This is a genomic window from Nocardia sp. NPDC004168 (assembly GCF_040610355.1).
Taxonomy (GTDB): domain Bacteria; phylum Actinomycetota; class Actinomycetes; order Mycobacteriales; family Mycobacteriaceae; genus Nocardia; species Nocardia sichangensis.
This window is the reverse complement of the sequence record NZ_JBEXME010000001.1, coordinates 549512-570832: the sequence shown is the minus strand read 5'-3', so window position 1 is coordinate 570832 and position 21321 is coordinate 549512. Positions and strand designations below refer to the sequence as shown.

Annotated in this window: 19 protein-coding genes and 1 pseudogene; 8 read left to right on the top strand and 12 right to left on the bottom strand. The window is 67.7% G+C overall.

Features of this window, described 5'->3' with window-relative positions; genetic code table 11:
- The first annotated feature begins 47 nt into the window (after window positions 1-47).
- A complete protein-coding gene (locus tag ABZW96_RS02845) occupies window positions 48-1790 on the top strand; it encodes a GMC family oxidoreductase (RefSeq protein ID WP_355070674.1) in 1743 nt (580 codons plus the stop codon).
- 102 nt (window positions 1791-1892) lie between these two features.
- Here the strand turns inward: ABZW96_RS02845 and ABZW96_RS02840 are convergent, their stop codons facing one another.
- The 4 genes from ABZW96_RS02840 to ABZW96_RS02825 form a co-directional block, all read right to left on the bottom strand.
- Window positions 1893-2669, bottom strand: coding sequence for a DUF1206 domain-containing protein (locus ABZW96_RS02840; protein WP_355070672.1), 777 nt, complete (start codon window positions 2667-2669; stop codon window positions 1893-1895).
- 218 nt (window positions 2670-2887) lie between these two features.
- Complete coding sequence (locus tag ABZW96_RS02835) at window positions 2888-4021, bottom strand: hypothetical protein (protein ID WP_355070670.1); 1134 nt, start codon at window positions 4019-4021, stop codon at window positions 2888-2890.
- Window positions 4018-4605, bottom strand: coding sequence for a hypothetical protein (locus tag ABZW96_RS02830; RefSeq protein ID WP_355070669.1), 588 nt, complete (start codon window positions 4603-4605; stop codon window positions 4018-4020). Before ABZW96_RS02830 ends, ABZW96_RS02835 begins: the two co-directional genes overlap by 4 nt.
- A gap of 9 nt (window positions 4606-4614) precedes the next feature.
- Window positions 4615-6237, bottom strand: coding sequence for a VWA domain-containing protein (locus ABZW96_RS02825; protein ID WP_355070667.1), 1623 nt, complete (start codon window positions 6235-6237; stop codon window positions 4615-4617).
- Between the two features lie 523 nt (window positions 6238-6760).
- Here ABZW96_RS02825 and ABZW96_RS02820 point away from each other — a divergent pair.
- Window positions 6761-8293 (top strand): acyl-CoA synthetase, encoded by a 1533-nt coding sequence (locus ABZW96_RS02820; RefSeq protein WP_355070665.1) that lies wholly within the window; start codon window positions 6761-6763, stop codon window positions 8291-8293.
- A gap of 12 nt (window positions 8294-8305) precedes the next feature.
- Here ABZW96_RS02820 and ABZW96_RS02815 read toward each other — a convergent pair whose 3' ends face one another.
- Together ABZW96_RS02815 and ABZW96_RS02810 are read right to left on the bottom strand one after the other, a co-directional pair.
- Window positions 8306-9247 carry an alpha/beta hydrolase gene (locus tag ABZW96_RS02815; RefSeq protein WP_355070664.1) on the bottom strand — a complete coding sequence of 314 codons (942 nt, stop codon included), beginning with the start codon at window positions 9245-9247 and terminating at the stop codon, window positions 8306-8308.
- Window positions 9248-9429: 182 nt separating this feature from the next.
- Window positions 9430-10290 (bottom strand): TetR family transcriptional regulator, encoded by an 861-nt coding sequence (locus ABZW96_RS02810; RefSeq protein WP_355070662.1) that lies wholly within the window; start codon window positions 10288-10290, stop codon window positions 9430-9432.
- Between the two features lie 159 nt (window positions 10291-10449).
- Between ABZW96_RS02810 and ABZW96_RS02805 the strand changes: the two genes are divergently transcribed.
- From ABZW96_RS02805 to ABZW96_RS02795, 3 genes are all read left to right on the top strand, one after another.
- Entirely contained in the window at window positions 10450-11664 is a 1215-nt protein-coding gene (locus ABZW96_RS02805; RefSeq protein WP_355070660.1) for an acyl-CoA dehydrogenase family protein, read from the top strand.
- Window positions 11665-11910: 246 nt separating this feature from the next.
- On the top strand, window positions 11911-12138 hold the full coding sequence (locus ABZW96_RS02800) for a hypothetical protein (RefSeq protein WP_355070658.1): 228 nt from the start codon (window positions 11911-11913) through the stop codon (window positions 12136-12138).
- 189 nt (window positions 12139-12327) lie between these two features.
- Window positions 12328-14559, top strand: a complete 2232-nt coding sequence (locus ABZW96_RS02795) for a hypothetical protein (RefSeq protein ID WP_355070656.1) — start codon at window positions 12328-12330, stop codon at window positions 14557-14559.
- Between the two features lie 85 nt (window positions 14560-14644).
- Here the strand turns inward: ABZW96_RS02795 and ABZW96_RS02790 are convergent, their stop codons facing one another.
- Window positions 14645-14890, bottom strand: coding sequence for a CsbD family protein (locus tag ABZW96_RS02790; RefSeq protein WP_355070654.1), 246 nt, complete (start codon window positions 14888-14890; stop codon window positions 14645-14647).
- A gap of 272 nt (window positions 14891-15162) precedes the next feature.
- Here ABZW96_RS02790 and ABZW96_RS02785 point away from each other — a divergent pair.
- The 3 genes and pseudogenes from ABZW96_RS02785 to ABZW96_RS02775 all read left to right on the top strand — a co-directional run.
- Window positions 15163-15315, top strand: a pseudogene (locus ABZW96_RS02785) (hypothetical protein); the annotation flags it as partial.
- Window positions 15316-15436: 121 nt separating this feature from the next.
- Complete coding sequence (locus tag ABZW96_RS02780; RefSeq protein WP_355071069.1) at window positions 15437-15781, top strand: hypothetical protein; 345 nt, start codon at window positions 15437-15439, stop codon at window positions 15779-15781.
- 173 nt (window positions 15782-15954) lie between these two features.
- On the top strand, window positions 15955-16239 hold the full coding sequence (locus ABZW96_RS02775) for a hypothetical protein (RefSeq protein WP_355071068.1): 285 nt from the start codon (window positions 15955-15957) through the stop codon (window positions 16237-16239).
- 162 nt (window positions 16240-16401) lie between these two features.
- On the opposite strand, the gene ABZW96_RS02770 is transcribed toward ABZW96_RS02775, so the two are convergent.
- The 5 genes from ABZW96_RS02770 to ABZW96_RS02750 form a co-directional block, all read right to left on the bottom strand.
- Entirely contained in the window at window positions 16402-17625 is a 1224-nt protein-coding gene (locus ABZW96_RS02770; protein ID WP_355070652.1) for an NADH:flavin oxidoreductase, read from the bottom strand.
- A complete protein-coding gene (locus ABZW96_RS02765) occupies window positions 17622-18200 on the bottom strand; it encodes a TetR/AcrR family transcriptional regulator (RefSeq protein ID WP_355070650.1) in 579 nt (192 codons plus the stop codon). Before ABZW96_RS02765 ends, ABZW96_RS02770 begins: the two co-directional genes overlap by 4 nt.
- Before the next feature lie 677 nt (window positions 18201-18877).
- Window positions 18878-19885 carry an alpha/beta fold hydrolase gene (locus tag ABZW96_RS02760; RefSeq protein WP_355070648.1) on the bottom strand — a complete coding sequence of 336 codons (1008 nt, stop codon included), beginning with the start codon at window positions 19883-19885 and terminating at the stop codon, window positions 18878-18880.
- 60 nt (window positions 19886-19945) lie between these two features.
- On the bottom strand, window positions 19946-20599 hold the full coding sequence (locus ABZW96_RS02755; RefSeq protein ID WP_355070646.1) for a PadR family transcriptional regulator: 654 nt from the start codon (window positions 20597-20599) through the stop codon (window positions 19946-19948).
- Window positions 20600-20701: 102 nt separating this feature from the next.
- Window positions 20702-21280, bottom strand: coding sequence for a TetR/AcrR family transcriptional regulator (locus tag ABZW96_RS02750; protein ID WP_355070644.1), 579 nt, complete (start codon window positions 21278-21280; stop codon window positions 20702-20704).
- Window positions 21281-21321: the final 41 nt, after the last annotated feature.

Below are 21321 nucleotides of genomic sequence, written 5' to 3'. Positions count from 1 at the left end.
CGCGACCCTCTCTGCGGCAACAACTTTCGACAAGTGGTGGAGATCAGATGACGTTCGACTACGACGTGGTGGTCGTCGGTTCCGGGTTCGGCGGCAGTGTGACCGCGCTGCGGCTCACCGAGAAGGGCTACCGGGTCGGCGTGCTCGAGGCGGGACGGCGTTTCGCCGACGACGAGTTCGCCACGACCTCCTGGGACGCGAAGAAGTACCTGTGGGCCCCGGCCCTTGGTTGCTTCGGCATCCAGCGGCTGACGCTGCTGAAGGACACCTTCATCATGGCGGGCGCGGGCGTCGGCGGCGGCTCGCTGGTGTACGCGAACACCCTCTACGAACCGCCGGACAAGTTCTACCGCGACCGCCAGTGGGGCCACATCACCGACTGGAAGGACGAACTCGCTCCGCACTACGACCAGGCCAAGCGGATGCTGGGCGTGACGACCAACCCCGCGACCACGCCGTCGGACCGCGTGCTGGCCGAGATCGCCGAGGAGATGGGCGTCGGCTCGACCTACCGCAGCACCCCCGTCGGCGTCCTGTTCGGCGGCAACGGCGCGCGGCCCGGTCAGGATGTGCCCGACCCGTTCTTCGGCGGCGCGGGCCCCGCCCGCAACACCTGCACGCACTGCGGCGAGTGCATGACCGGCTGCCGCCACAACGCCAAGAACACCCTGGTCAAGAACTATCTCTACCTCGCGGAGCTGGCCGGTGCGACGGTCCATCCGCTCACCACGGTGACCGATGTGCGTCCGCTGCCCGGCGGCGGCTACGAGATCTCCACCGTCCGCACCGGACGCTGGGTCCGCAGGGCGCGCCGCAGGTTCACCGCCGAGCAGGTCGTCTTCGCCGCGGCCGCGCTGGGCACCCAGAGACTGCTGCACCGGCTCCGCGACCGCGGTTCTCTGCCGGACATCTCCCCGCGTCTGGGCGAACTCTCCCGCACGAACTCCGAGGAGCTGCTCTCGATACGCAGCCGCCGCAAGGACTCCGACTTCACCAAGGGGGTGGCGATCACCTCCTCGATCCACCCGGACGAAGACACCCACATCGAGCCGGTGCGCTACGGCAAGGGCAGCAACGCCATCGGCCTCATCGGCACCGCCATGATCGACCCCGATGGGCGGACATCGAAGCTACGCCTGTGGGCGCGAACCATGCGCCAGCTCGGACGCGACGCCTTCCACATCCAGAATCCGCGCGGCTGGTCGGAACAGATGATCGGGCTGCTGGTGATGCAGTCGGTCGACAACTCCATCACCACCTACACCGAACGCGGTCTGTTCGGTCGCAAGATGACCACCAGACAAGGTGTGGGCGAACCGAATCCGACCTGGCTTCCGGCGGGGCACGAGGTGGCCCACCGGGTCGCCGACAAGATCGACGGCATCCCGGGCGCCGGTTGGAGCGCTCTGTTCGACATCCCGATGACCGGGCATTTCATCGGCGGCTGCGTCATCGGCGACTCCTCGGACGCCGGGGTGGTCGATCCCTACCACCGGATGCACGGGTACCGGGGACTGCATGTCATCGACGGTTCCACCATCTCGGCCAATCTCGGGGTGAACCCTTCGCTCACGATCACCGCGCAGGCCGAGCGCGCCACCGCCCTCTGGCCGAACAAGGGCGAGCCGGATCCGCGTCCCGAGCCGGGCGCGCCCTACCGGCGCATCGCCCCCGTGCCGCCGCGCAACCCCGTGGTCCCGGCCGACGCTCCGGCCGCGCTCCGGTTACCGATCATCGAGATCAAGGGGCCGGCCGACCGGTCCGAGCCGACGGCGGACACACGCGGCTGACCGACGGCCGGTATCGGCGGGCTCTGCGAACCGCATCCCGCATTCGGGCCGTCGGACGCCGACGAGCGCGACAACAGGCGGTCGGCCCGGCCGTGATCGGACTCAGACCGGAACGCCGCCATAGGTGCGCCGGTATCGCGCTTGGAGGAACGACAGTATCCCGAACGCCATCAGCCCGAGGGCCACAGCGATGAGCAGCCAAGGGCCCAAGGCGCTGTCGGCGAAATCATGCAGAACGGCGTCGACCCCTTTGGCGTTCGCCGGTTCGTAGTTCGCGGCCGCCACCACTGCGGCGAGTCCGATGCCGATGACGATGACGCCCCGCGCCAGATAGCCGATCCGGCCCAGCCATATCACGGCCTCCCGCGAAGCTCGGGTCATCCAGCCCATTCGCAGATCGTCGAGGAAGCCCAGCCGAATCCCGCGCAAGGTTATCAGGACGCCCCCGGCCAGGATGGCCAAGCCGAGGAGCAAGACGACCACTTGGCCGCCGCTCCAGCCGAGTATCCGGGCGGTCACATCGCGTGCGAATGCATCACTCGGCTGCGGTGTCCGTCCGTCCACGACGAACCTGAGAACGACGAAGAACGCTATGGCATAAAGGATTCCGAGGCCCAAGGCGCGCAGCCGGGGCCCGTTCGAACTCGTCGCGGGCGCGGCGGCGGCCTGCGCCAGCCGCCAGGCGGCCAGAGCCGCGAATCCGAAAACCAGAATCCACAGCAGCAGATAGCCCAGCGGCTTACCGGCGAGCGCCGCCAGCGCACCGCCCGCGGTCGGCTCGTGCTGCGCGGTGCCGACGGCCAGCATGAAGGCGAGAATGCCGATGACGATGTAGGCGATCCCGCGTGCGATGAAGCCGAAGCGCGCGGCCCCACGCAATCCGCCGGATCTCGCATACCTGCCCGTCCCCCGACGCTCGCGCCGCCGCCACCGGTCGCCATACCGGTTGCGCCATCCGCTTCCGTACCCGGTCCGCCACCGGCTGCGCCGCACTCCGCCGGTGCGGCGCCATCGGTATCTGTCAGCATTTCGGAACAAACTCATGGTTCTCACCTCTCCATGGACCGTATTGCCCACTTCGGGTGGAATAACCTTGCTCAAGAGCACTGGCTGTCGCGGACGCAGGCGAGCAGGAGCTGAGTGATGTCGGCCCGCGGGGGGGTCGTGGAGCGCGGCTGAGTGGCCAACGGGATCTGCGCGAAGTCGGCGGCGTGCGCTGCGCCGAGCTGGGTGGCGGAGCGGAAACCGTAACGCTGCCAGGCGATCGACTGGATCTTCGGATCCTGGAGCGCCGTGATCAACCGATGCGCCGGAGCGGTGAGGGCGAGGATCGGATTGCTGTTGAAGATCGTCGGGTCCGGATACAGCAGCCTGGCGTTCGCCAGCAGCGCCTCGGTGGCGGGGCCGTTGTCGCGGTAGCCGACCAGCTGTTGCAGGATCTGGTTCTCGTATCCGGCGTACAACGAGGCCGCTCCTTGGATGAGCCATTCCCGGAAACCGCCGTCGGAACTGTCGGACTGCAGACCCTGCGCGTCGTAGAGGCCGCGCACGGCGGGCAGTCCCGACCTGGCCTCGCTGACCGTCGGCGGCTGGAACACATCGCCCGAGGCGATGACCGTCAGTTCCAGTTGCAGCAGCGTGAATCCGGAATTCGAGGACTTCGGATCCGTGCTGGCGATCCGGATGGGACCGGCGAGGTCGGGCGCGCCGAGCGCGGTCCACTTCTGCTTGGGCAAGACGAAGTCGAGCAGCAAGCGCTTGAAATCGACGATGTAGTAGGTGTTGTCGCGCCGCGCCACGATGCCCGCGCGAACCAGCGCGTCGGTCGCGGCCGCGCCCGCGTAGATCACTTCCGGCGTCTCGAGCACCGATTCGGCGCGGTAGTCCGGGAAAGCGGCGGTGTCGTGCGATGTTTCGAAGACGCTGCGCGCACTCGCCGAAGACGGCCACAGGCAGTCGATCTTCTGATTGCGCAGCTGCTCGGTGGGTATCTGCGCCAGGTCATAGGAACCGCGTTTGTCGAAGCGCACCTCGAGTCCGTACCGGTCGCGCAGGACGGCACGGACTTCGCCGTCGGCCATGAGCGACGATTTCTCCGATCCGCCCGAGCAGGTGAGCTGCTGGACTGCGGCCGGAGTGTCGTTCGAGTCGCGGATCACCACGACGCCAACGGCGATGGCGGTCACGGCGACCACGATCGCGATGAGGACGGGGAGGCGGGATCTGTTCATCGCTCCTCACTCGGGGGAAGCTGCAAAGGATTCATGAGTTCCAGGTGGGCCAGGTCCCGGAAGAAGGACGCCAGATCGGCCTCGCCGATTTGTTCGGCGCTGTGCGCGGCGAAAGCCTCGAAACCGGCGAGTGTGCGTCGGCTGCGGATCAGCAGCGCCTCGGCATCACGATAGGCCGACCTGTGGTCCTGGATCTCGACGTACCGCCGCAGCGCCGATTCCACACTGACCAGGTAGTCCAGCAGCTTGCGCGAGGTCATGGAAAGGTCTGCCGGATCGACGGTCTCGGTGCGATCGAGCAGGCGTGGGATGGTGCCACAGGCTCGAAGCAGGGCAACGCGTGTGTCGGCATCCGTGACGCGCGCGGCCAGTGTCGCCACCCGGCGGTTGGTCTCCGATACGCGCCGCGTCAGCCGACCGCGCCGAGTGACGACAGCGACCGATTGCCCGGCGAGGCCGGTGAGCACGGCCACGCCGACCGCGACCAGCGCCGCGCCGACCGGCGATCCGAGCACGGCGTACAGACCGAGGAAAGTGGGAACGAGCACGACCAGCGCCGCGATCACGGCGGCATTACTCGGCACCGGCCCCTCCTACCGGTAACCGGTGGCCTGGCGCAACGCCGCGACCATGTCATCGGTGGTGATATACGACCCGCCGGTGCGCTCGGCGATCGTCCGGAGCGTGTCCTGTTGCACCGCGGAGCCGAATCCGATGACCACCACCGGGACTCCGGTGCGGGCGATGTCGTCGAGGCCTCGGCCGCCTTCGGTGTCGGCGCCGTCGGTCATGAGGATGACCATACGTTTTCGTTCCGGGTCGGCCGCACCGGTGAACTGGTCGGCGGCGGCGTCGAGGCAGCGGTAGATGCCGGTGTTGCCGCCCGGCTTGCGGGCGCGAACGGCGTCGCGCAGGCTCCGCAGGTCCGGCGCCGCATTGCCGCTGGTCCATCGCGCGGGGGCCGTGGTCTGGTTGAACAGCAGCACCGCCGTGCGGTCGTGCGGACCGATCTGGAGCAGGTACTTCTTCGATTGCACCGGATCGAACAGCAGGTCCACGGCCCGCTGCACCCCGTCCCAGCCGCCGTTGTCGGCCATGCTGCCGGAGGCATCGATGCAGTAGACCAGGTCGGTGGGAGTGCGGTAGACGGTCTGGTAGTTCTCCAGCGCGGCGTCGATGACCGGAGCGGCCGGATACGTGATCGGCTGTTCGGTGATCGTCGCGCGGATGCCCCGGGCTGGATCGAAGACCGCACGCGGTGCGCCCGGCAGCGACAGCCCGATGCTGGTGATCGGCCGCCGCCCCAACTGCACCAGCCGCTGCTGGGTATCCGCCGAAAGCAAGAAGTCTTGTAGTTCGCGGAAATTCGCGAGCTTCTCCGGATTGTCGCCGTGCGGCAGGAATCCCAGCGGAGCGTCCGAGATCGCGAGTGCGCCCTTAGGGTAGATGGCGTACAGGGGTTCCTTACCCGCCCGCACCAATTGCTGGTTGCGCTCGATCACCAGATCCTCGTACGTGAACATCGTTTTGCACTGTTGCGGTGCGGCCAGGCATTCGTCCATGAGCAGCCCGGTGGACGGCGGCGTCTTCCCGAAAGCCCGTGTCAGACGCGTTATCCCGGCACGAACCTGCTCCGAATCGAGTTGCGGCCGGGTCAGCGGCACACCGGGATCGTTGCCTGCGAAGTAGTTGAGGAAGCCCAGCAGCACGGTCGCGCCGGAATTGGACTGGGTCGGATTCGTCATCCACGTCGTGGTCTTCTTCGCCTCGACCGCCGCCAGGATCTCCTCGACGCCCACCTCCCGCCCGGTGAATCCCAGCGCGTCCAACTCGCTACGCGGACCTGCGAATACCAGTGGCGTGCTGAACATGGGTTGCACTTGCTGCAGGCGGTGTGCGGTATCACCCAATTGCTGGAAGACGCTGCTGGCGAACCAGAATCCGTCGTATGGCGCGTCGCCGGACTCCAGCAGCCGAGCTTGATCCACCGATCCCAGGCGGGTCATGGTGCAGGTGAGCTTCTGGTCCCGGCACCACGGCTGCACGACCTGCTCGAATACCGCGTCGTGCTCGGAGCCCGCCACGATGTTCAGCACCCTCGCATCGGCGTTGTACGCACGGACAGGTCCGGACTTGCGATCCTCCCCGCAACCCGACAGCAGACCACAGAGCGTGAAAATTATTACGGCAAGCACTGATGTGCGGCGATACGGCAATTCGCCACCTTCCCCTCGATGACGCGATCGTAAACGCAGCCGACGGCGGAAACGGTGAACTACCAGTAACGTCCAGGGGAATCCTCGTCCATGCCGCGATCGCGGATCCCGAGAACCGCACCCTTCAGGGTGCATCGGCACGTCGTCTGCTCGATCCCGGCGCGGGTTCCTCGGGTGGAGCCGAGTTCGCCCGCGCAGCCGCGCCGGCGTGCGGCTCGAGCGAGGCACGCGGGTGAGCGTGGCACATGTCCTGATCGACGGGCAGGCGGCTGCCCCGGTGTCCCTCCCGCGAGCGAGCGTGTCCGGCCGGGCGGCAGCCCATCGCACCCGCGGCGACCGGCGCTGAGCGCGCCCGGGCGAATTCCGATGAATAGACCAGAACCACCGTTTACTTTCAGCTATCGTCGGTGGCAGAGCAACCGCTCTGCGGGACGCCAGGGATGCCGGCACGGCCGTGAATCCGGACGTCCCGCGCAGGCCCGGGCGGTCGGACACCGACCGCTCCGTTCCACCGAGGAGCCGCATGTACCCCGGCGCACACGTCGACCGATTCCCAGAAAAACCGGCTGTTGTCGTCGCCGAGACCGGTGAAGCGCTGACTTATCGGGAGCTCGAGGAGAACTCGGTTCGACTGGCCCGGCACCTGTACGACGCGGGGCTGCGCAAGGGCGATCACGTCGCGCTGCTGTCCGGCAACGACCCGAAGATCTACGAGGTGTATTGGGCGGCATTGCGAACCGGGCTTTACATCACCGCGGTCAACCGGCATCTGTCGCCCAGCGAGATCAGCTACATCGTCAACGACTGCGGAGCCAGGGCGCTGATCGTATCGGCCGGTCTCGCCGACGCCGCCGAGCGGATCGTCCCGGAGACTCCCGCGGTCGAGCTCCGCCTCGCCTTCGGTGGCCCGGTGCCGGGATACAAGTCCTACGAGGAGGCGAAGGCCGCGGCGACGCCCGAGCCACTCCCGGACCAGCCGCGCGGCGCGGACATGCTGTATTCCTCGGGCACCACCGGACGACCCAAGGGCATCAAACAACCCTTGCCCGAACGGCAGGTCGGTGACGCGCCCGGTGACACCTACACCGCGATCTTCGGCCCCCTCTACGGATTCGACACCGAGACCGTCTATCTCTCCCCGGCCCCGCTCTATCACGCGGCGCCGCTGCGTTTCGGCGGCGTGGTCCATGCGCTCGGCGGAACGCTGGTGATCATGGAGAAGTTCGACGCCGAACAGGCATTGGCGGCCATCGAGCGCTACCGCGTGACCCACAGCCAATGGGTGCCGACCATGTTCGTCCGGATGCTGAAGCTCGACGAGGCCGTCCGCGCCCGCTACGACGTGTCCAGCCTGCGGGTCGCCGTGCACGCGGCCGCTCCGTGTCCCGTCGACGTGAAGCGGGCGATGATCGACTGGTGGGGCCCGATCCTGCACGAGTACTACGCCTCGACGGAGGCAAACGGCGCTACCTTCATCGACAGCGAGCAGTGGTTGCGCAAGCCCGGCTCGGTCGGCACGGCCGGTCTCGGCACCATCCGGGTGTGCGGCGACGACGGCGCGGAGCTGCCCACCGGCGCGATCGGCACCGTCTACTTCGAACGCGATGAGGCCCCCTTCGCCTATCACAACGACCCAGCTAAGACCGCCGAAGCGGTCCACCCGGACCACCCGACCTGGACCACCACCGGCGACATCGGCTACGTCGATGAGGAGGGCTACCTGTTCCTCACCGACCGCAAGGCTTTCATGATCATCTCCGGCGGCGTGAACATCTACCCGCAGGAGGTCGAGGACGCCCTCGCCCTGCACCCGAAGGTGTTCGACGTGGCGGTGATCGGCGTGCCCGACCAGGAGATGGGCGAATCGGTCAAGGCCGTAGTCCAACCGGCCCCCGGCGCCGAGCCCGGCCCCGCCTTGGCCACGCAGCTGCGCGAGTATCTGCGCGACCGCATCGCCCACTACAAGGTGCCGCGCAGTTTCGACTTCGCCGACGATCTGCCCAGGACCCCCACCGGGAAGCTGGTCAAGGGCAAACTCCGCCAGCGATACCTGTGAGGTTTCCGGCCGCTACGCGACGTAGGTGAGGTCGGCGGCCTCGCCCGCGCGCGTCATCAGGCGCGCGACGGCCTCCGCTACCAGCCCGGGCTGCTCCAGGATCACCGAGTGTCCGGCGCTCTCGACGATCACGAAGTCCGAGTACTCGACCGCGGCGGCCATCGCGACGGAATGCGACGGGGGCGTCATCAAGTCGGCGCCACCGCACAGCACCAGCGTCGGAATCCGGGACAGAAGCCCGAGAGCCTCGGTCCGGTCGTAGACCATGAGGTCGCTCAAGAAGCTCGCCATCGTGACGATCGGCGTCTCGTTGCGCATCGCGTTGGCGAGGGCGAGCACCCGCGGGCTCACCTTGCGATCACCGAATTCCGCGGTACGGACGAGCGGGGCGAACAGCTGACAGGCCAGCAGCTTCGCGTGGTGCATCGCCCCCGGCGCGAGTCGGACGGCCGCCTGGAACGCGGAGACGACCGGGCTGCGCAGCAGACGGCCGAACCCAGCGTCGGTGAGACCGCCCGAGGCGGTCGCGAGAAGGGCGACTCCGACGACGCGGGTGCCGATCTCGTGCGGATTCTGACCGGCGTAGGTCAGCGCGGTCATACCACCCATCGAGTGGCCGACGAGGACGACCGGCCCGGTCGGGGCGACGACATCGAGAACTTCGCGCAGGTCCCGGCCGAGCTGGTCGATGTTGTAGGTCCGCCGGGGCGCGGCGGCGGACTCGCCGTGGCCGCGGTGGTCATAGCAGACGATCCGAGCGCCTGCGTAGCGGCGCAGCAGCTCGTCGCGGACGTAGGTCCAGGACTCGCTGCGCAGGCAATGTCCGTGCAGCAGGACGACGGTGAGGTCCGCGTCTCTCGGGCCGTATTCGCGAACCGCGAGCGCCGCGCCGTCCTCGGTCCACACCGTGGCACGCCGTTCCTCCGTGGCGGCGATTGTGCTGAGAGTCGACATGGGCTGCTCCGGTTCACTGGCGGTACTCGTCCTACTTTCCGCCGTATGCGCCGCCGCCATCAGGCCCCCGAGTGCTGGGCTCCGATCCCCAAGGGGTATGCCGATCACCACCAAGGTGGGACTGTTCGCCGGGGTGTTGTTCGGCCACCGGCGAAGGGCGGGGCGAAGCCGCGAATATGCGGCTAACGCACCGGATCGACCCCGAGCAGACCCAGGGCGAAATCCCCGTATTGCGCGGCCACTTCCTCCGGCGTCGCCGAGCCCGACTCGCGAAACCACTGGGGGATGGCCGTACACATGGTGGCTATGGCACGACCTGCCGCCCGAACCTGGGAATTGGCGATGCGGCCCTCGGCATGAGCCTCGGCGATCGCGTCGTCCAGGAGGGCTTGGATATCACGGCGGGAGCGGGCGATGCGCGCGCGTTCCCCCGGAGAAAGGCTGCGCATCTCGCTGGCGCCGATGAAACCGAGGTCGCGGCGGTGGGTGTGGAACAAGGCCAGCGCTTCGACGATCAGGCGCACGCGGTGGATGCTGTCGCGGCCTTCGGCGCGGGCGGCGCGCACTCGCCAGTGCAGTTCGTCCATGGTCAGATCGAGGATGCGGACCAGCAGGTCGTGCTTGTCGCGATAATGGTGGTAGAGGCCGGGAACGCTGGTACCAGCCCGCCGGGCGATGGCGCGCACGGTCGTGCCGTGGTAGCCGATCTCTACGAACGACGCGAGGGCGGCGGCCAGCACCGGGTCGACGTCCAGCGGGGCGAACTCGCGCCAGTCACCCTGCTCATCCCGCTCGGAATCGGCCCGATCGGAGCTCGGGCGCGCCGCGGGAGAGGTGCCGCCGAGCAAATGAGCGACCGGCACGCCCAGCACATCGGACAAGCGAGTGAGCCGGGCGATCGAGATTCCGGTCTTTCCCGTCTCCACGGCGCTGAGCGTCGCCGGACTCACCTCGAGACGGCGGGCCACTTCGCGTAGCGACAGACCCGCGGCGCGGCGCGCGTGCCGGATCGCCTCGTGCGGCGCCACAGGCTCGTTTCGCATGTTGTTCAGAATAGCTGAACAACAGATATCCACTATTCGTGCGGGACAACCTCCATGAATCAACTTCTTTGACACCGCACCTGCCCAGTGGAACAGTGTTCAGACAGAGCGATCGTTCGGTCCGCGGACGAGGCGCTGCATGTCGAGGAGGAATACGCGATGCCGATCGAACTGACCTATTCCGACGAAGTTCGGGCGCTGATCGACCGCACCCGGGCGTTCGTGCGGGAGACGGTGCTGCCGATCGAAGACGAGCACCTCGGCGACATCACCGCCGCGGGCGGCGACGGACTGCGCGTCACGCTGAACAAGCTCGCGCGCGAGGCCGGGGTCTTCGCGCCGCACGCGCCCGTCGAGTACGGCGGCCACGGCCTGTCGATGTCGGATCGCGCGCCGGTGTTCGAGGAGGCGGGCTACTCGCTGTTCGGCCCGACGGCGCTCAACATCGCGGCGCCGGACGAGGGCAACGTCCACATGCTCGCCCACATCGCCGACCCGGAGCAGAAGTCGCGCTACCTGGAACCGCTCGCCCGCGGCGAGGTGCGCTCGGCCTTCGCGATGACCGAGCCTGCGCCCGGAGCCGGTTCCGACCCGGCGGCGCTGGCCACCAGGGCCGTCCCCGTCGACGGCGGCTGGCGGATCAACGGCCACAAGCACTTCATCACCGGCGCCGACGGGGCCGGCTTCTTCATCGTGATGGCCCGCACGTCCGGCGAACCGGGACAGCGGGGCGGGGCCACGATGTTCCTGGCGCCCGCCGACACCCCGGGCCTGCGCGTGGGCAGGCATATCACCACGCTGGACCGCGCCATGATCGGCGGACACTGCGAAGTCTTCTTCGAGGACATGTTCGTCCCCGACGAAGCGGTGCTCGGCGCTGTCGACCGCGGCTTCGAATACGCCCAGGTGCGATTGGGTCCGGCTCGCATGACGCACGTGATGCGCTGGCTGGGAGCGGCGCGCAGAGGCCACGACATCGCCGTCGAGCGGGTCGCCCAGCGTGAAGGCTTCGGTTCCCGGATCGGCGATCTGGGCATGGCGCAGAAGATGATCGCCGACAACGAGATCGACATCGCCGCGACCCGCGCACTGCTGGTACGCGCCTGCTGGGAACTCGACAACGGAGAGCACGCGGGCAACGCCACCTCGATCGCGAAGACCTTCGCCGCCGAGGCGATCTTCCGCATCGTCGACCGCAGCATTCAGTTGTGCGGCGGGCTCGGTGTTTCCGACGACCTCCCGCTGGCGCGCCTCTCCCGCGAAGTACGGCCCTTCCGCATCTACGACGGGCCTTCGGAAGTGCACCGCTGGGCCATTGCCAAGCGTGCGGTCAGCGCGGCCCGCCGGGCGGTGGCCGACGGGTCTTCGCGCTGATCTACTGCGCGGATCTACGCCGGACAGGCCGTTCGTCCCCGACGAGCGGCACTTCCGGCTCGCCGGACGGAATCGGTTCCGAGCGCTGCCGGGTCGATCGGCCGCGCGTGCGATCCAGCGAGCGAGTATCCGCGTAACATGCGGACTTCGTGACTCCGCCTAGGCATCCGAGGGCGGCAGTTCGCCAGTGAAAGGGTCCGCCGCCCTGATCCGATCGAGTCCCCGGGATGATCGAAGGAGAGCCGCATGCCAGCGCAAGACCGCCGATACCTCGTCCTCCTGACTCCGGGTGACCTCGGCGACGACACCGTTCTCACGGCAATCCGTTCGGAGTTCTTCGACTGGCTGCGGAGATCCGGCGCGGAAGTCGTCGAGGACGGCGGCGCCAACCGATTGGTCATCACATCGTCGCTGGAGACAGCCGAGCGACTCACGAGGCTCGAGTACGTGCTCACCGTCGAGCCGTACGCCTAGGCGCCGGCTCGCCGGGCTGCCGCGCACCCCGATTATCGATACGAGCCCGCCCGCGATGCCCACAGGTTTGCCGTCGACCCCGCACCGGCCGCGACCGCGCTACCGACGGTCTCATCGGCTGCCGCATTCGGGCGCGGCACCGTATTCTCGGATGAATCGATCTGCACGACAACCGTATTCGAGGCAGACATGTCGCGATCCGAGGCATCGGCGGTGGCGGCCGGAGCCTACGCGTGGTTCCGGACGGCGGTCCGGCGAATCGATCCCGAATTGTGGGAGTCGTGGTGGCAGTGGCTGGATCGGAAATTCGGCGACGACACGACGATTCTGTGGACCGAGCCGTGGCCTCACGACTACTGGGTCGCCCACGGGGTGCGGCACGCCATCGAGGGGGTACCGCTCCCGCTCGCCTACCAGACCTGGTCCCACCGCGGCGCGCTCGACGACTGGCCGCTTTTCGGGGCGACGGAATGGGACCTGTTTCCACCCGGTGTGAGCCGTTCGACCAGCTCGGCCGCGCTCGATGACGTCCTCGCGCAGGCGGGCCCACTCGAATACGATCGCGAATACAGTCTTGCCCAGCTGATTTCGTTGTCGGATGAGCTACAGCGAACGAGTACGGAGGAAGCGTCACAAGCCCGCCTGCAATCGCAGTTCATCCGCGCGTGGCTCAGCTCTATCGTCGGAAACACCTTTTCGAGCATGTTCCGCGCGCCCTCCACGGATGCGGATCTGCTGTATCACGTGACGATCCGCCGGGTCGACCAAGCGATGGGTGCTTTCGAGCAGACACACCACTTGCGAATGGATCTCGCCGAAGCGATCGAGACCTTCTACTGCGCGACGTGGCCCGACGGGCTGCCGATCAAGGTACCCACGCAACAAGGACAATCACTCGAGTGGCGAGACCACTGGTTCTGGTTGACGCGGGAGCTGGAACCGGAGCGGCTGCGGGAAGCCGTCGGCATCCTCGCGAGGTTGCTGGTCTGTCCGCCGATCATGGACGCCATCGGCTATCTGATCAGCAGGGATCGCCCGGTCAGCGCGCTGGGATTGTGCGTCCTGCGCCGCTGTGCCCTGGGACTGCGGACTCTGGCCTGGCTAGAAGCCGCCGCCACTCATCCGTGGCGGGATGTCCGGCTCGCCGACGTGGCGACCTTCGCGTTCGCCGCCATCGCCCCGTGGTGGCCACGGCCTTCCCTGGCGCTCAGCCATCGGTCCGGCGACACGAAGCCGGAACTGATGAAACTCGGTCTGTGGCGCGCCCCCGACGTGGCCATCGACGCGATGACCGTCCCCACCGGCGAGTCCAACACGGGCATGGTGTGGCGTCTGTTCGCCGCCACACCGGCGATCGCCAGGGTGCGGTCCGAGACCTACACCGCCAGCCTGTGGTGTCGACGCGAGGTCGAGTTGACCCAGTATCTGCTGGACCACTCCGATTTCCTTCGCGGACGTATCGTGGCGGACGTCTCTGGGCAGCAGACAATCTCGGTCGACCGAGCAATGTCGTCGCGCAATCTGCAACCGGATCGTTCCGAACCGAACCAGCCGTTGTTTCCCCCGTCCACTCTCGTCTTGGACGTACCGAGCTACCCGCCGTTGATCATCGATGTACTCGCCGCGGTGTGCACATTGCGGCTGCTGCGCACCCACTACGGCGACGCCGCAGTGGCCAATCGGATCGCCGACGAACTGGTCGCGGGCCGCCCCGTCGACCTACCGCCGCCGACCAACCATCCGCAGGGCTGGGATATCCACTACGCCGCCTTCGCAGGACTCGGCCGACACAGCCGACGACACAAATCGCCGGTGCGGCTGGCACGGCGCTACCCGAAGCCCGAGGCCGCGTTGGATATGACGGAAATCGCCGAACAGGTTCCCGATCTGACGCAGGCACAGGCGGGAGGTGTCGACATACTGGCCGCTCTCGAATGGAATCGCGAGATCCGCCGGTGGTTCTCCGAGCACTGGGGTTCCCGCCGCACCGTGATCGATTGCAGGCGGTTCGATGTCAGCGGATGGAGCGATGACCCCCGCCATGCCGTCAAACGGGGCATGCTGCAATTACGTTCCGAGGCATTGACTTTCGTCATGCAAGTGGCCGGTCAGTCAGTGGACTCCTGGCCCGGGCTCGGGTACAACGATCCGCCGATTCTCACCGTCTACCTGCCCGACCAGCACAGTTGGATCGATGCTTCGTTCGCGCTGCCGACCTGGGTGGACGTCTACGCCTCGCTGCGCACGCTTCGTTTGGACCGCGCTCTGGTCGACGCGATGCGCACCGCACTCGATGACCAGTTCACTCTCTTGGCCAAGCTACCGAGGTCCAGGAAGCCCGCTGACGTGTTCGCCGTGCGGGGCGGCGCGGGCACCCCGCATCCCGATCGGTCCGTGACGGTCATCGTTCACCGCGACTGAGCGAAGCAGGCCCACGACGCCGGTCCGCCGCCGCCAGCTCTGCTGACGGCGGCGGATACCTCCGATGGGACGAACCCGCGCGTGATTACCGCCCGTGCTGATGGGCGGACTGACGGGCCTCGTCGACGTCGGCTTCGGCTCGCGCCTTCTCGGCCGCGGCTTCCTTCCCGGCCGCCTCGCGCTGCGATTCCGCCTTGTCCTGCTGCGCGCGACCTTCGTCCTTCAGGTCCTGATGACCGGTGACGGTACCGGCCGCTTCCTTCACCTTGCCCTTGGCGTCTTCGACGACGCCCTCGACGCCCTCGCGAGCACCGCTTCCATGTTCAGCCACAACAACCTCCTGGAATATCGGAACAAGCTGACATCTGGCGCATACCCGGGAGACGGGCCTCGAATCCGGAGCGACGAAGTTCGGTTCGCGCGTCACGCTCTCCCGCAGGCAGGACGGGTCAGCGCAGCGGGGTGCTCGCGCTCGGTCCTTGCCGATACCGCGTCATCGCGAGCCGCTGCTCCCGGTCGTTGCACTCCGGAATCGGCAACGGGATCGCCATCAGCAGGCCCGTGCTCGGCTACGACGCGGGCGTGGTGGCCTGGCTCAACGCGATGATGCCCGACCTCGCGCGCGACACCTGGACCACGCTGCGCGATCGTTTCATCGACTTCGACGGGCGGGATGCGCGCCTGCGCGGCAGCTCACGCGCCCGCATCGACCTCGGCAACTACAACGTGATCAACGGTGACGGGATGACGAAAATCTTTGTCGCCACCGCCGCCGCCGAGATGGGCGAATCCGACCTCGCCGACGCCCTGGTCCATGCCCGACCCGGTACCGAGTCGACGAGCGCAACGGCGCCCGGCGCTCGCGGGAGTCTCGACAGTGACCAACGCCCACCACACGCTCACCCGATTCAACCGGCCCGACGGCCTGCGCGATCTCATTCGCGCAACGGTGCCGCCCGAGTGGCGGACCGGACCGATTCTCGGCATCGCGCCTCATACGGATGTCCTGGTCGCCAAGGCGGTGACCGACGGCAGTGCCCTCGAACTGGCGCTACGGCCCGGACACGGGCCCAGACGGGTGCGGCTGGGGCTGCGACGGCTGATCCCCCGCCGCACCTACCGCGCCACCGGCGCGATCGCGCCGACCGTGGTCGCCGACGAGTCCGGCGAGGGCATCATCGAAGTCGACCTCGAGATCGCGCTCAACGCGGATCGCCGATAGAAAGATCCGATCGCACGCTCGATCCAGCGGTTCCCGGCTGGCACGGGTGCCCCCGCGCGTGCCAACGTGGGCGCGCGGCCCGACCTGATGCCCACGCGAATCTCCTCCGCCGCAAGCGCTTTCGGCAACAACCGCACTGTACCGAGCCCCGACGGTCACGACACCAGAGGACGATGAACCAGCACACGAAGAGCCCGACCGCCGCGGCCCGCGACTACGTGTCCGCCTGCGCGACGCTGACCAGCCTGATCGACCTCGCCGCGCACCCCGCGACGTCGCCGCGCTTGCGGGTGGCGCTCGCCGAGTACTGCCGCCGTCACGGCACCGCGGATCCCGGATTGGCGGCGAGTTTGTCCTTCTGGAAACAGCGCCGTGCCTCCTTGACGCCCGCCGATTATGAGGCGATCCGCGCCGTCCTCTCCCGCGACGGCGCGATCCTCTACGCGTTCCACGACTGATCGCCGCAAGGAAGTGGGGTTCCTCCCCACTGCCCACGCGCAATTCGCGTTTCGGTCACGTACACGCTTCTTCAGCCCCTTCTGGCACGGCGATGCCATCCGGTCAAACGGCCCGCGTTCGACTGCCCCTCGCAGACACGGTGCCGGTCGATCAGCGGCCGCCTATTGCTGCGTGCCGGCGCCGCCGATGCCCGACAGTGTCAGCTCTACGGGTTCGCGCGGCTGACCAGGACGGAATACGCAGCGAGTACAGGTGTAGATCGTGGGCATGCACTCGTTGCAGTGCACGCACGCCGACCGCGTCGACGCATCCGATTGGATGCGTCGCAACAGATTCGGTTCCCGCAGCAGCGCACGGCCCATGGCGACGAACTCGAAGCCTTCTGCCCGCGCGAGCCGCATCGTGTCCAGATTCGTGATGCCACCCAGCAGGATCAGCGGCATCGACAATTCCCTGCGGAAGTGCCGTGCGCGCTCGAGCAGATACGCCTCCCGGTACGGATACTCCTTCAGGAATGCCTTGCCGACCATACGGAATCCCCATCGCGCGGGCACCGGAAGAACGTCGCCGAAAGATTTCCGCGGGGCGTCACCGTGAAACAGCAGCATCGGGTTGAGCAGCGAGCTGCCCGCCGTCAGTTCCAGCGCGTCCAGGCTGCCGTCGGCTTCCAGCCACGCGGCGACCTGGATCGACTCGGGCACGGTGAGCCCGCCCCGCACTCCGTCTTCCATGTTCAGCTTCGCGGTCACCGCGAGCCTGCCGCCCACGGCTTCCCTTACCGCGGCGGCGATCTCACGCGCCAGCCGCGCCCGGTTCGCCAAGCTGCCGCCGTACCGGTCCGCGCGGCGGTTCAGTTTGGGGCTCAGGAACGAGCTGACCAGATAGTTGTGCCCGAAATGGATCTCCACCGCATCGAAACCCGCCTCCTCGGCCAGCTTCGCCGCGCCGGCATGAGCGGCCACGAGCTCGCGGATCCCGTTCTCGTCCGGGCTTCGCATCATCCGCATCGACAGCGGGCTGAACATCCGGCTCGGCGCCAGCGCCGGAACTCGGTTGGAGGCCGCGTTCGCCACCGGTCCGGCATGGCCGATCTGCGCGCTCACCGCGGCACCCGCACCGTGCACGGCTTCGGTGAGCCTCCGCAGCCCCGGCACCGCTTCCGGGCGTAGCCAAATCTGATGCCGGTCGGTCCGGCCGCCGGGAGCGACCGCGCAATAGGCCACGGTGGTCATCCCGACGCCACCGGCGGCGACCTCGCGATGGAACTCGATCAAGTCGTCGGTCACCAGCGCGTCCGGCGTGCGGCCCTCGAAGGTCGCGGCCTTGATCACCCGATTGCGCAGGGTGATCGGCCCGAGCTGGGCGGGTGCGAATACGTCGTTCATTGTTTCTCTCCTGTCGGAGCGGTCAATCCGGCCACCACGAATTCCCGGAGGGTGGCCACCGCCTCCTGCGACATCTCTCGGTGCTCCGCACTGCCGAATCGCATGATGAGGAGGTCGAACGCCAACATCCACCGGCGCCTGCTCTCGCGCTCGCTCAGGCCCGGCAACAGGCTCACCCACGCATCGATCCGGAACCACGGCTGCCGCCACTCGGTCACCTGCCTGCCGAGGACGAATTGCGCCAGCAGCCTCAGGTGCAACCGGCCCACCGGATCGGCGGCCAACTCGACGAACGGCTCGATCACCGCATCGACCACCTCGGCGATCGACCCGTGCCCACCGGTGACAGCGGCCAACCGGTCCGCCCACACCGGACCCAAACGCTCCTCGAGCAACGCGGCGACAAGGGCGTCCTTCGACCCGAAGTGGTAGTGCACCGCCGCCGGGTTCGCTCCTGCCTGCGCGCAGATACCCCGCACGGACACCTCGTCGTATCGGCCTTCCAGCAGCAGTCGCTCGGCGGCCGTCAGCAGACGATCGCGGGTGGTCGCGGCTTCGGAGACCGGTTTCGGCATGCGCCAAGTCAAGCACGTTTCCATCGTTGATTCAATCATTGATTGAAACTTGTTCACGCAAGAGCCGATACCGCGCCGAGCTGCGCCCTGGATACCAGAAGTGGTGGACGAAAGCCGATAGAACGCAGGGTTTCACTGCACGTCACCAGGTCGTCACACCCGGCCGCGAGCACCGCGCGAAGGTGTTACGCACAGCGGGCCGAGTCGATGAGCTTCGCGTCGACCTCGCACGCGGGCAGACGTGCGTCGGCACGGCGTCGGTCGAGCCAGGTCGCGGCAAGCGGTCCGGCGCTTTTGTCCGCACTTAATTCAAGCCGCTGGGCGGCCCTCGGATCAGCCGTGGCACATGATCGCCTCCGAATACGCCGATACCCGGGAGCAGTGCGAGCAGCACCGCCGCCCGTGTAGCGCAGCGTCTGGTATTCACACCGGCCGCGTCGCGGTCAGCGGACCGGATTCAGCCGCTTCGGCGTCAGCTGGTACGCGTGCCGAATGCACCCGGGCGAACACAGGGCGGACTCGGCGACACGGCCCGGCCACTCGGCGGTGGGCACGGCGTACGCCTCCGGTAGGCGGTCCGCTGCCTCGGCGTGCCTGTATCGAGGTACCGGATCCGAGTCCGATCACCGCGCTCTGGCGCCCCACAGCCGCGAACCAGGCGCCGCGGGCGGTTGCGGTCAGGAATGACCCGCGATGATGACCTCCGGGATACCGGTGCCGAGTGGGACCGGCCTGCACACCGGCGCCGGGCTGCCCGGATCCAGCAGGGTGAGCAGCAACTCCTGCACGAACGGGTCGTACACCATGTGGAAGTGCCCCGTGAGATCGGCGGGACACAGGTCTTGCAGGGCGATGTTCCGCGCGCCGGGCCCGCGCAGCGCGATGTTCTCGAACGGCTGGATCATCTCGTCGACGTGGCTGCCGACGGTCACGTACCGCACCCCGGGCACCGTGTCGCCACCCGCGTTGAGATCGAGCATGAGCGGCGACCCCTCGACCTGCTGGACGGCGGCGAGCGAAGTCACCTGAGCGAACGCCTGCAGAGCGCCCGGGATCGCCTCGGCGACCGGCACCAGCCCGTACATCACACCGCCGTAGCTGGGCGATGCGAGGCCGACCCATTGCTCGACCTTCGGCGCACCGCCCAGTTTGTTGACGTAGTAACGAGTCACGTTCGCGCCCTGCGAGAACCCGACCAGATCGATCTTGTCCGTGTGGGTCGCCGCGAGCACTCGATCGACGAACGCACCGACCTGGTAGGCACTGAGCACCAGATCCTCGGTGCCGTAGCTGTGCGCTCCGGGCTTGCCGCCGTAGTTCAGCGCGAACACGCAGAATCCGGCCGCGGTCAGCTGCGGCGCGATCCCCGACCAGTCGGAATAGGCTGTGGAGTCGGTCCCGTGCGCGAGCACCACCGGACGGGGATGCCGGGCGCTGGGCACGCAGCCGAAATCGTTGGTACCGCTGGGGACCGCGTTCGGATGACTCTTCTGATACCACGCGGCGGCCAGGTGGTCCGATTGCGGTGGAGCGGCGTACGTCGGCACGTCGGGCGGGCGGAAGCCGAGCGGCTCGGCCGACGCCACGCCCGGGCCGAGCGCGGCCACACCGGCCACCACGAAGGCCAGCACGGCATCACGCAAGTGTGAAACGCCCCAAGTTCCCGCTCGGATCGACTGTCGCATCTCACAATGATCCCTCTGATCGGCTCGAAATGCGCGCGGTATAGGGGTGTTTCGCGTCCCCTACTTCTCGGGGGTCTCGTCCTCGGCGAGGATGCGGTAAAGGGACTTGCGGGTCTCGGTGAGCAGCTCCGCCGCCCGCGCCGCCTGCTGCGGGGTGCCTGCCGCCGCGACCTGGGCCACCGCCCCCATCAGCTGTCCGACGAGTGCGCGCAGGTCCATCGCCTGTGCGCCGACGTCCTGTTGCACGTCCGCCCACGGATCGCCCAGCTCGTCCCGGTGCGCGGCGACGTACTCGGTGCCGGACTCGGTGAGCTTCGCGGTCTTGCGCCCGGCGACCTTCTCGATGAGGACCAGGCCCTCGTCCTCCAGTTGCGCCAGCGCGGGGTAGATCGATCCGGGGCTCGGCCGCCAGATGTCGTTGCTGCGCCCACGGATCTGCTGGATCAGTTCGTAACCGTGCATGGGCTGCTCGGCGAGCAGCAACAACACGGCGGCGCGTACGTCACCACGCCTACCCCGGCCGCCGCGTCCGCGTCCGCGTCCGAAATGCGGGCCGAAGCCTGGCCCGAAGCCGGGACCGAAGCCAGGCCCGAACTCCGGGCCGAAGCCGTGACGTCCGCCGCGGCGAAAGCGCCGCCCGTGCTCGAAGCCCTCGTGACCGGGCACCGGCCCGCGGCCACGCCGGCCGAATTCTCGATGTTCTCGGTGTTCCATGTCAGCCTCCCAAGGCTCTCGTGTTCTAATCATGCTATCGACGATATATCGGCAATGCATCGAATGCAAGGATCGGTTTCGGCATCCGCGCCCAGCTGGAGGTCAGCTCACCAGCGAATCGATCCAGCGCGACAGCCGCGCCCCTTCGGCGACCATCAGTCCGGGATCCCGAAAAGTATTGGTGAGCAGGGAAATTCCTTGATACGCCGCGACATAGGCGATCGCGAGCTCCTTCGCGTCCGCGCGTCCCATCGCGGCGAACTGCCGTTCAGCCCAATCCACCAGCACGCGCATCACCTCGGCGGCCGCGGTATCGAGCCCGTCCCCCCGCTTGTCCAATTCCGAGGACAAAGTGCCGAACGGGCAGCCGTAACGCACGGTCTGCTCACGATCTGCGACCCATCCCGCGATCAGGGCCTTCAGCCGCCCCGAAGGCGTCTCGTGCCGGTCGCTCGCGGCGATCACGGCATCGAGAATGCGCGCGTGCGAGCCGATCGCCGCCTCGATGAGCTGGTCTTTCGTCTTGAAGTAGTAGTAGACGTTGCCGACCGGAACGTCCGCGGCACGCGCGATGTCGGCGATCGTCGTCTTCTCCACGCCCTGCTGATAGAACACCCGCACCGCGGCTTCGACCAGCCGCTCCCGCTTGCCCGATCCGGCCTTCGCCTGTGAGTCAGTCACACAACTAACTGTAGACAGCGCGGCGATGACCGGCTACCGTC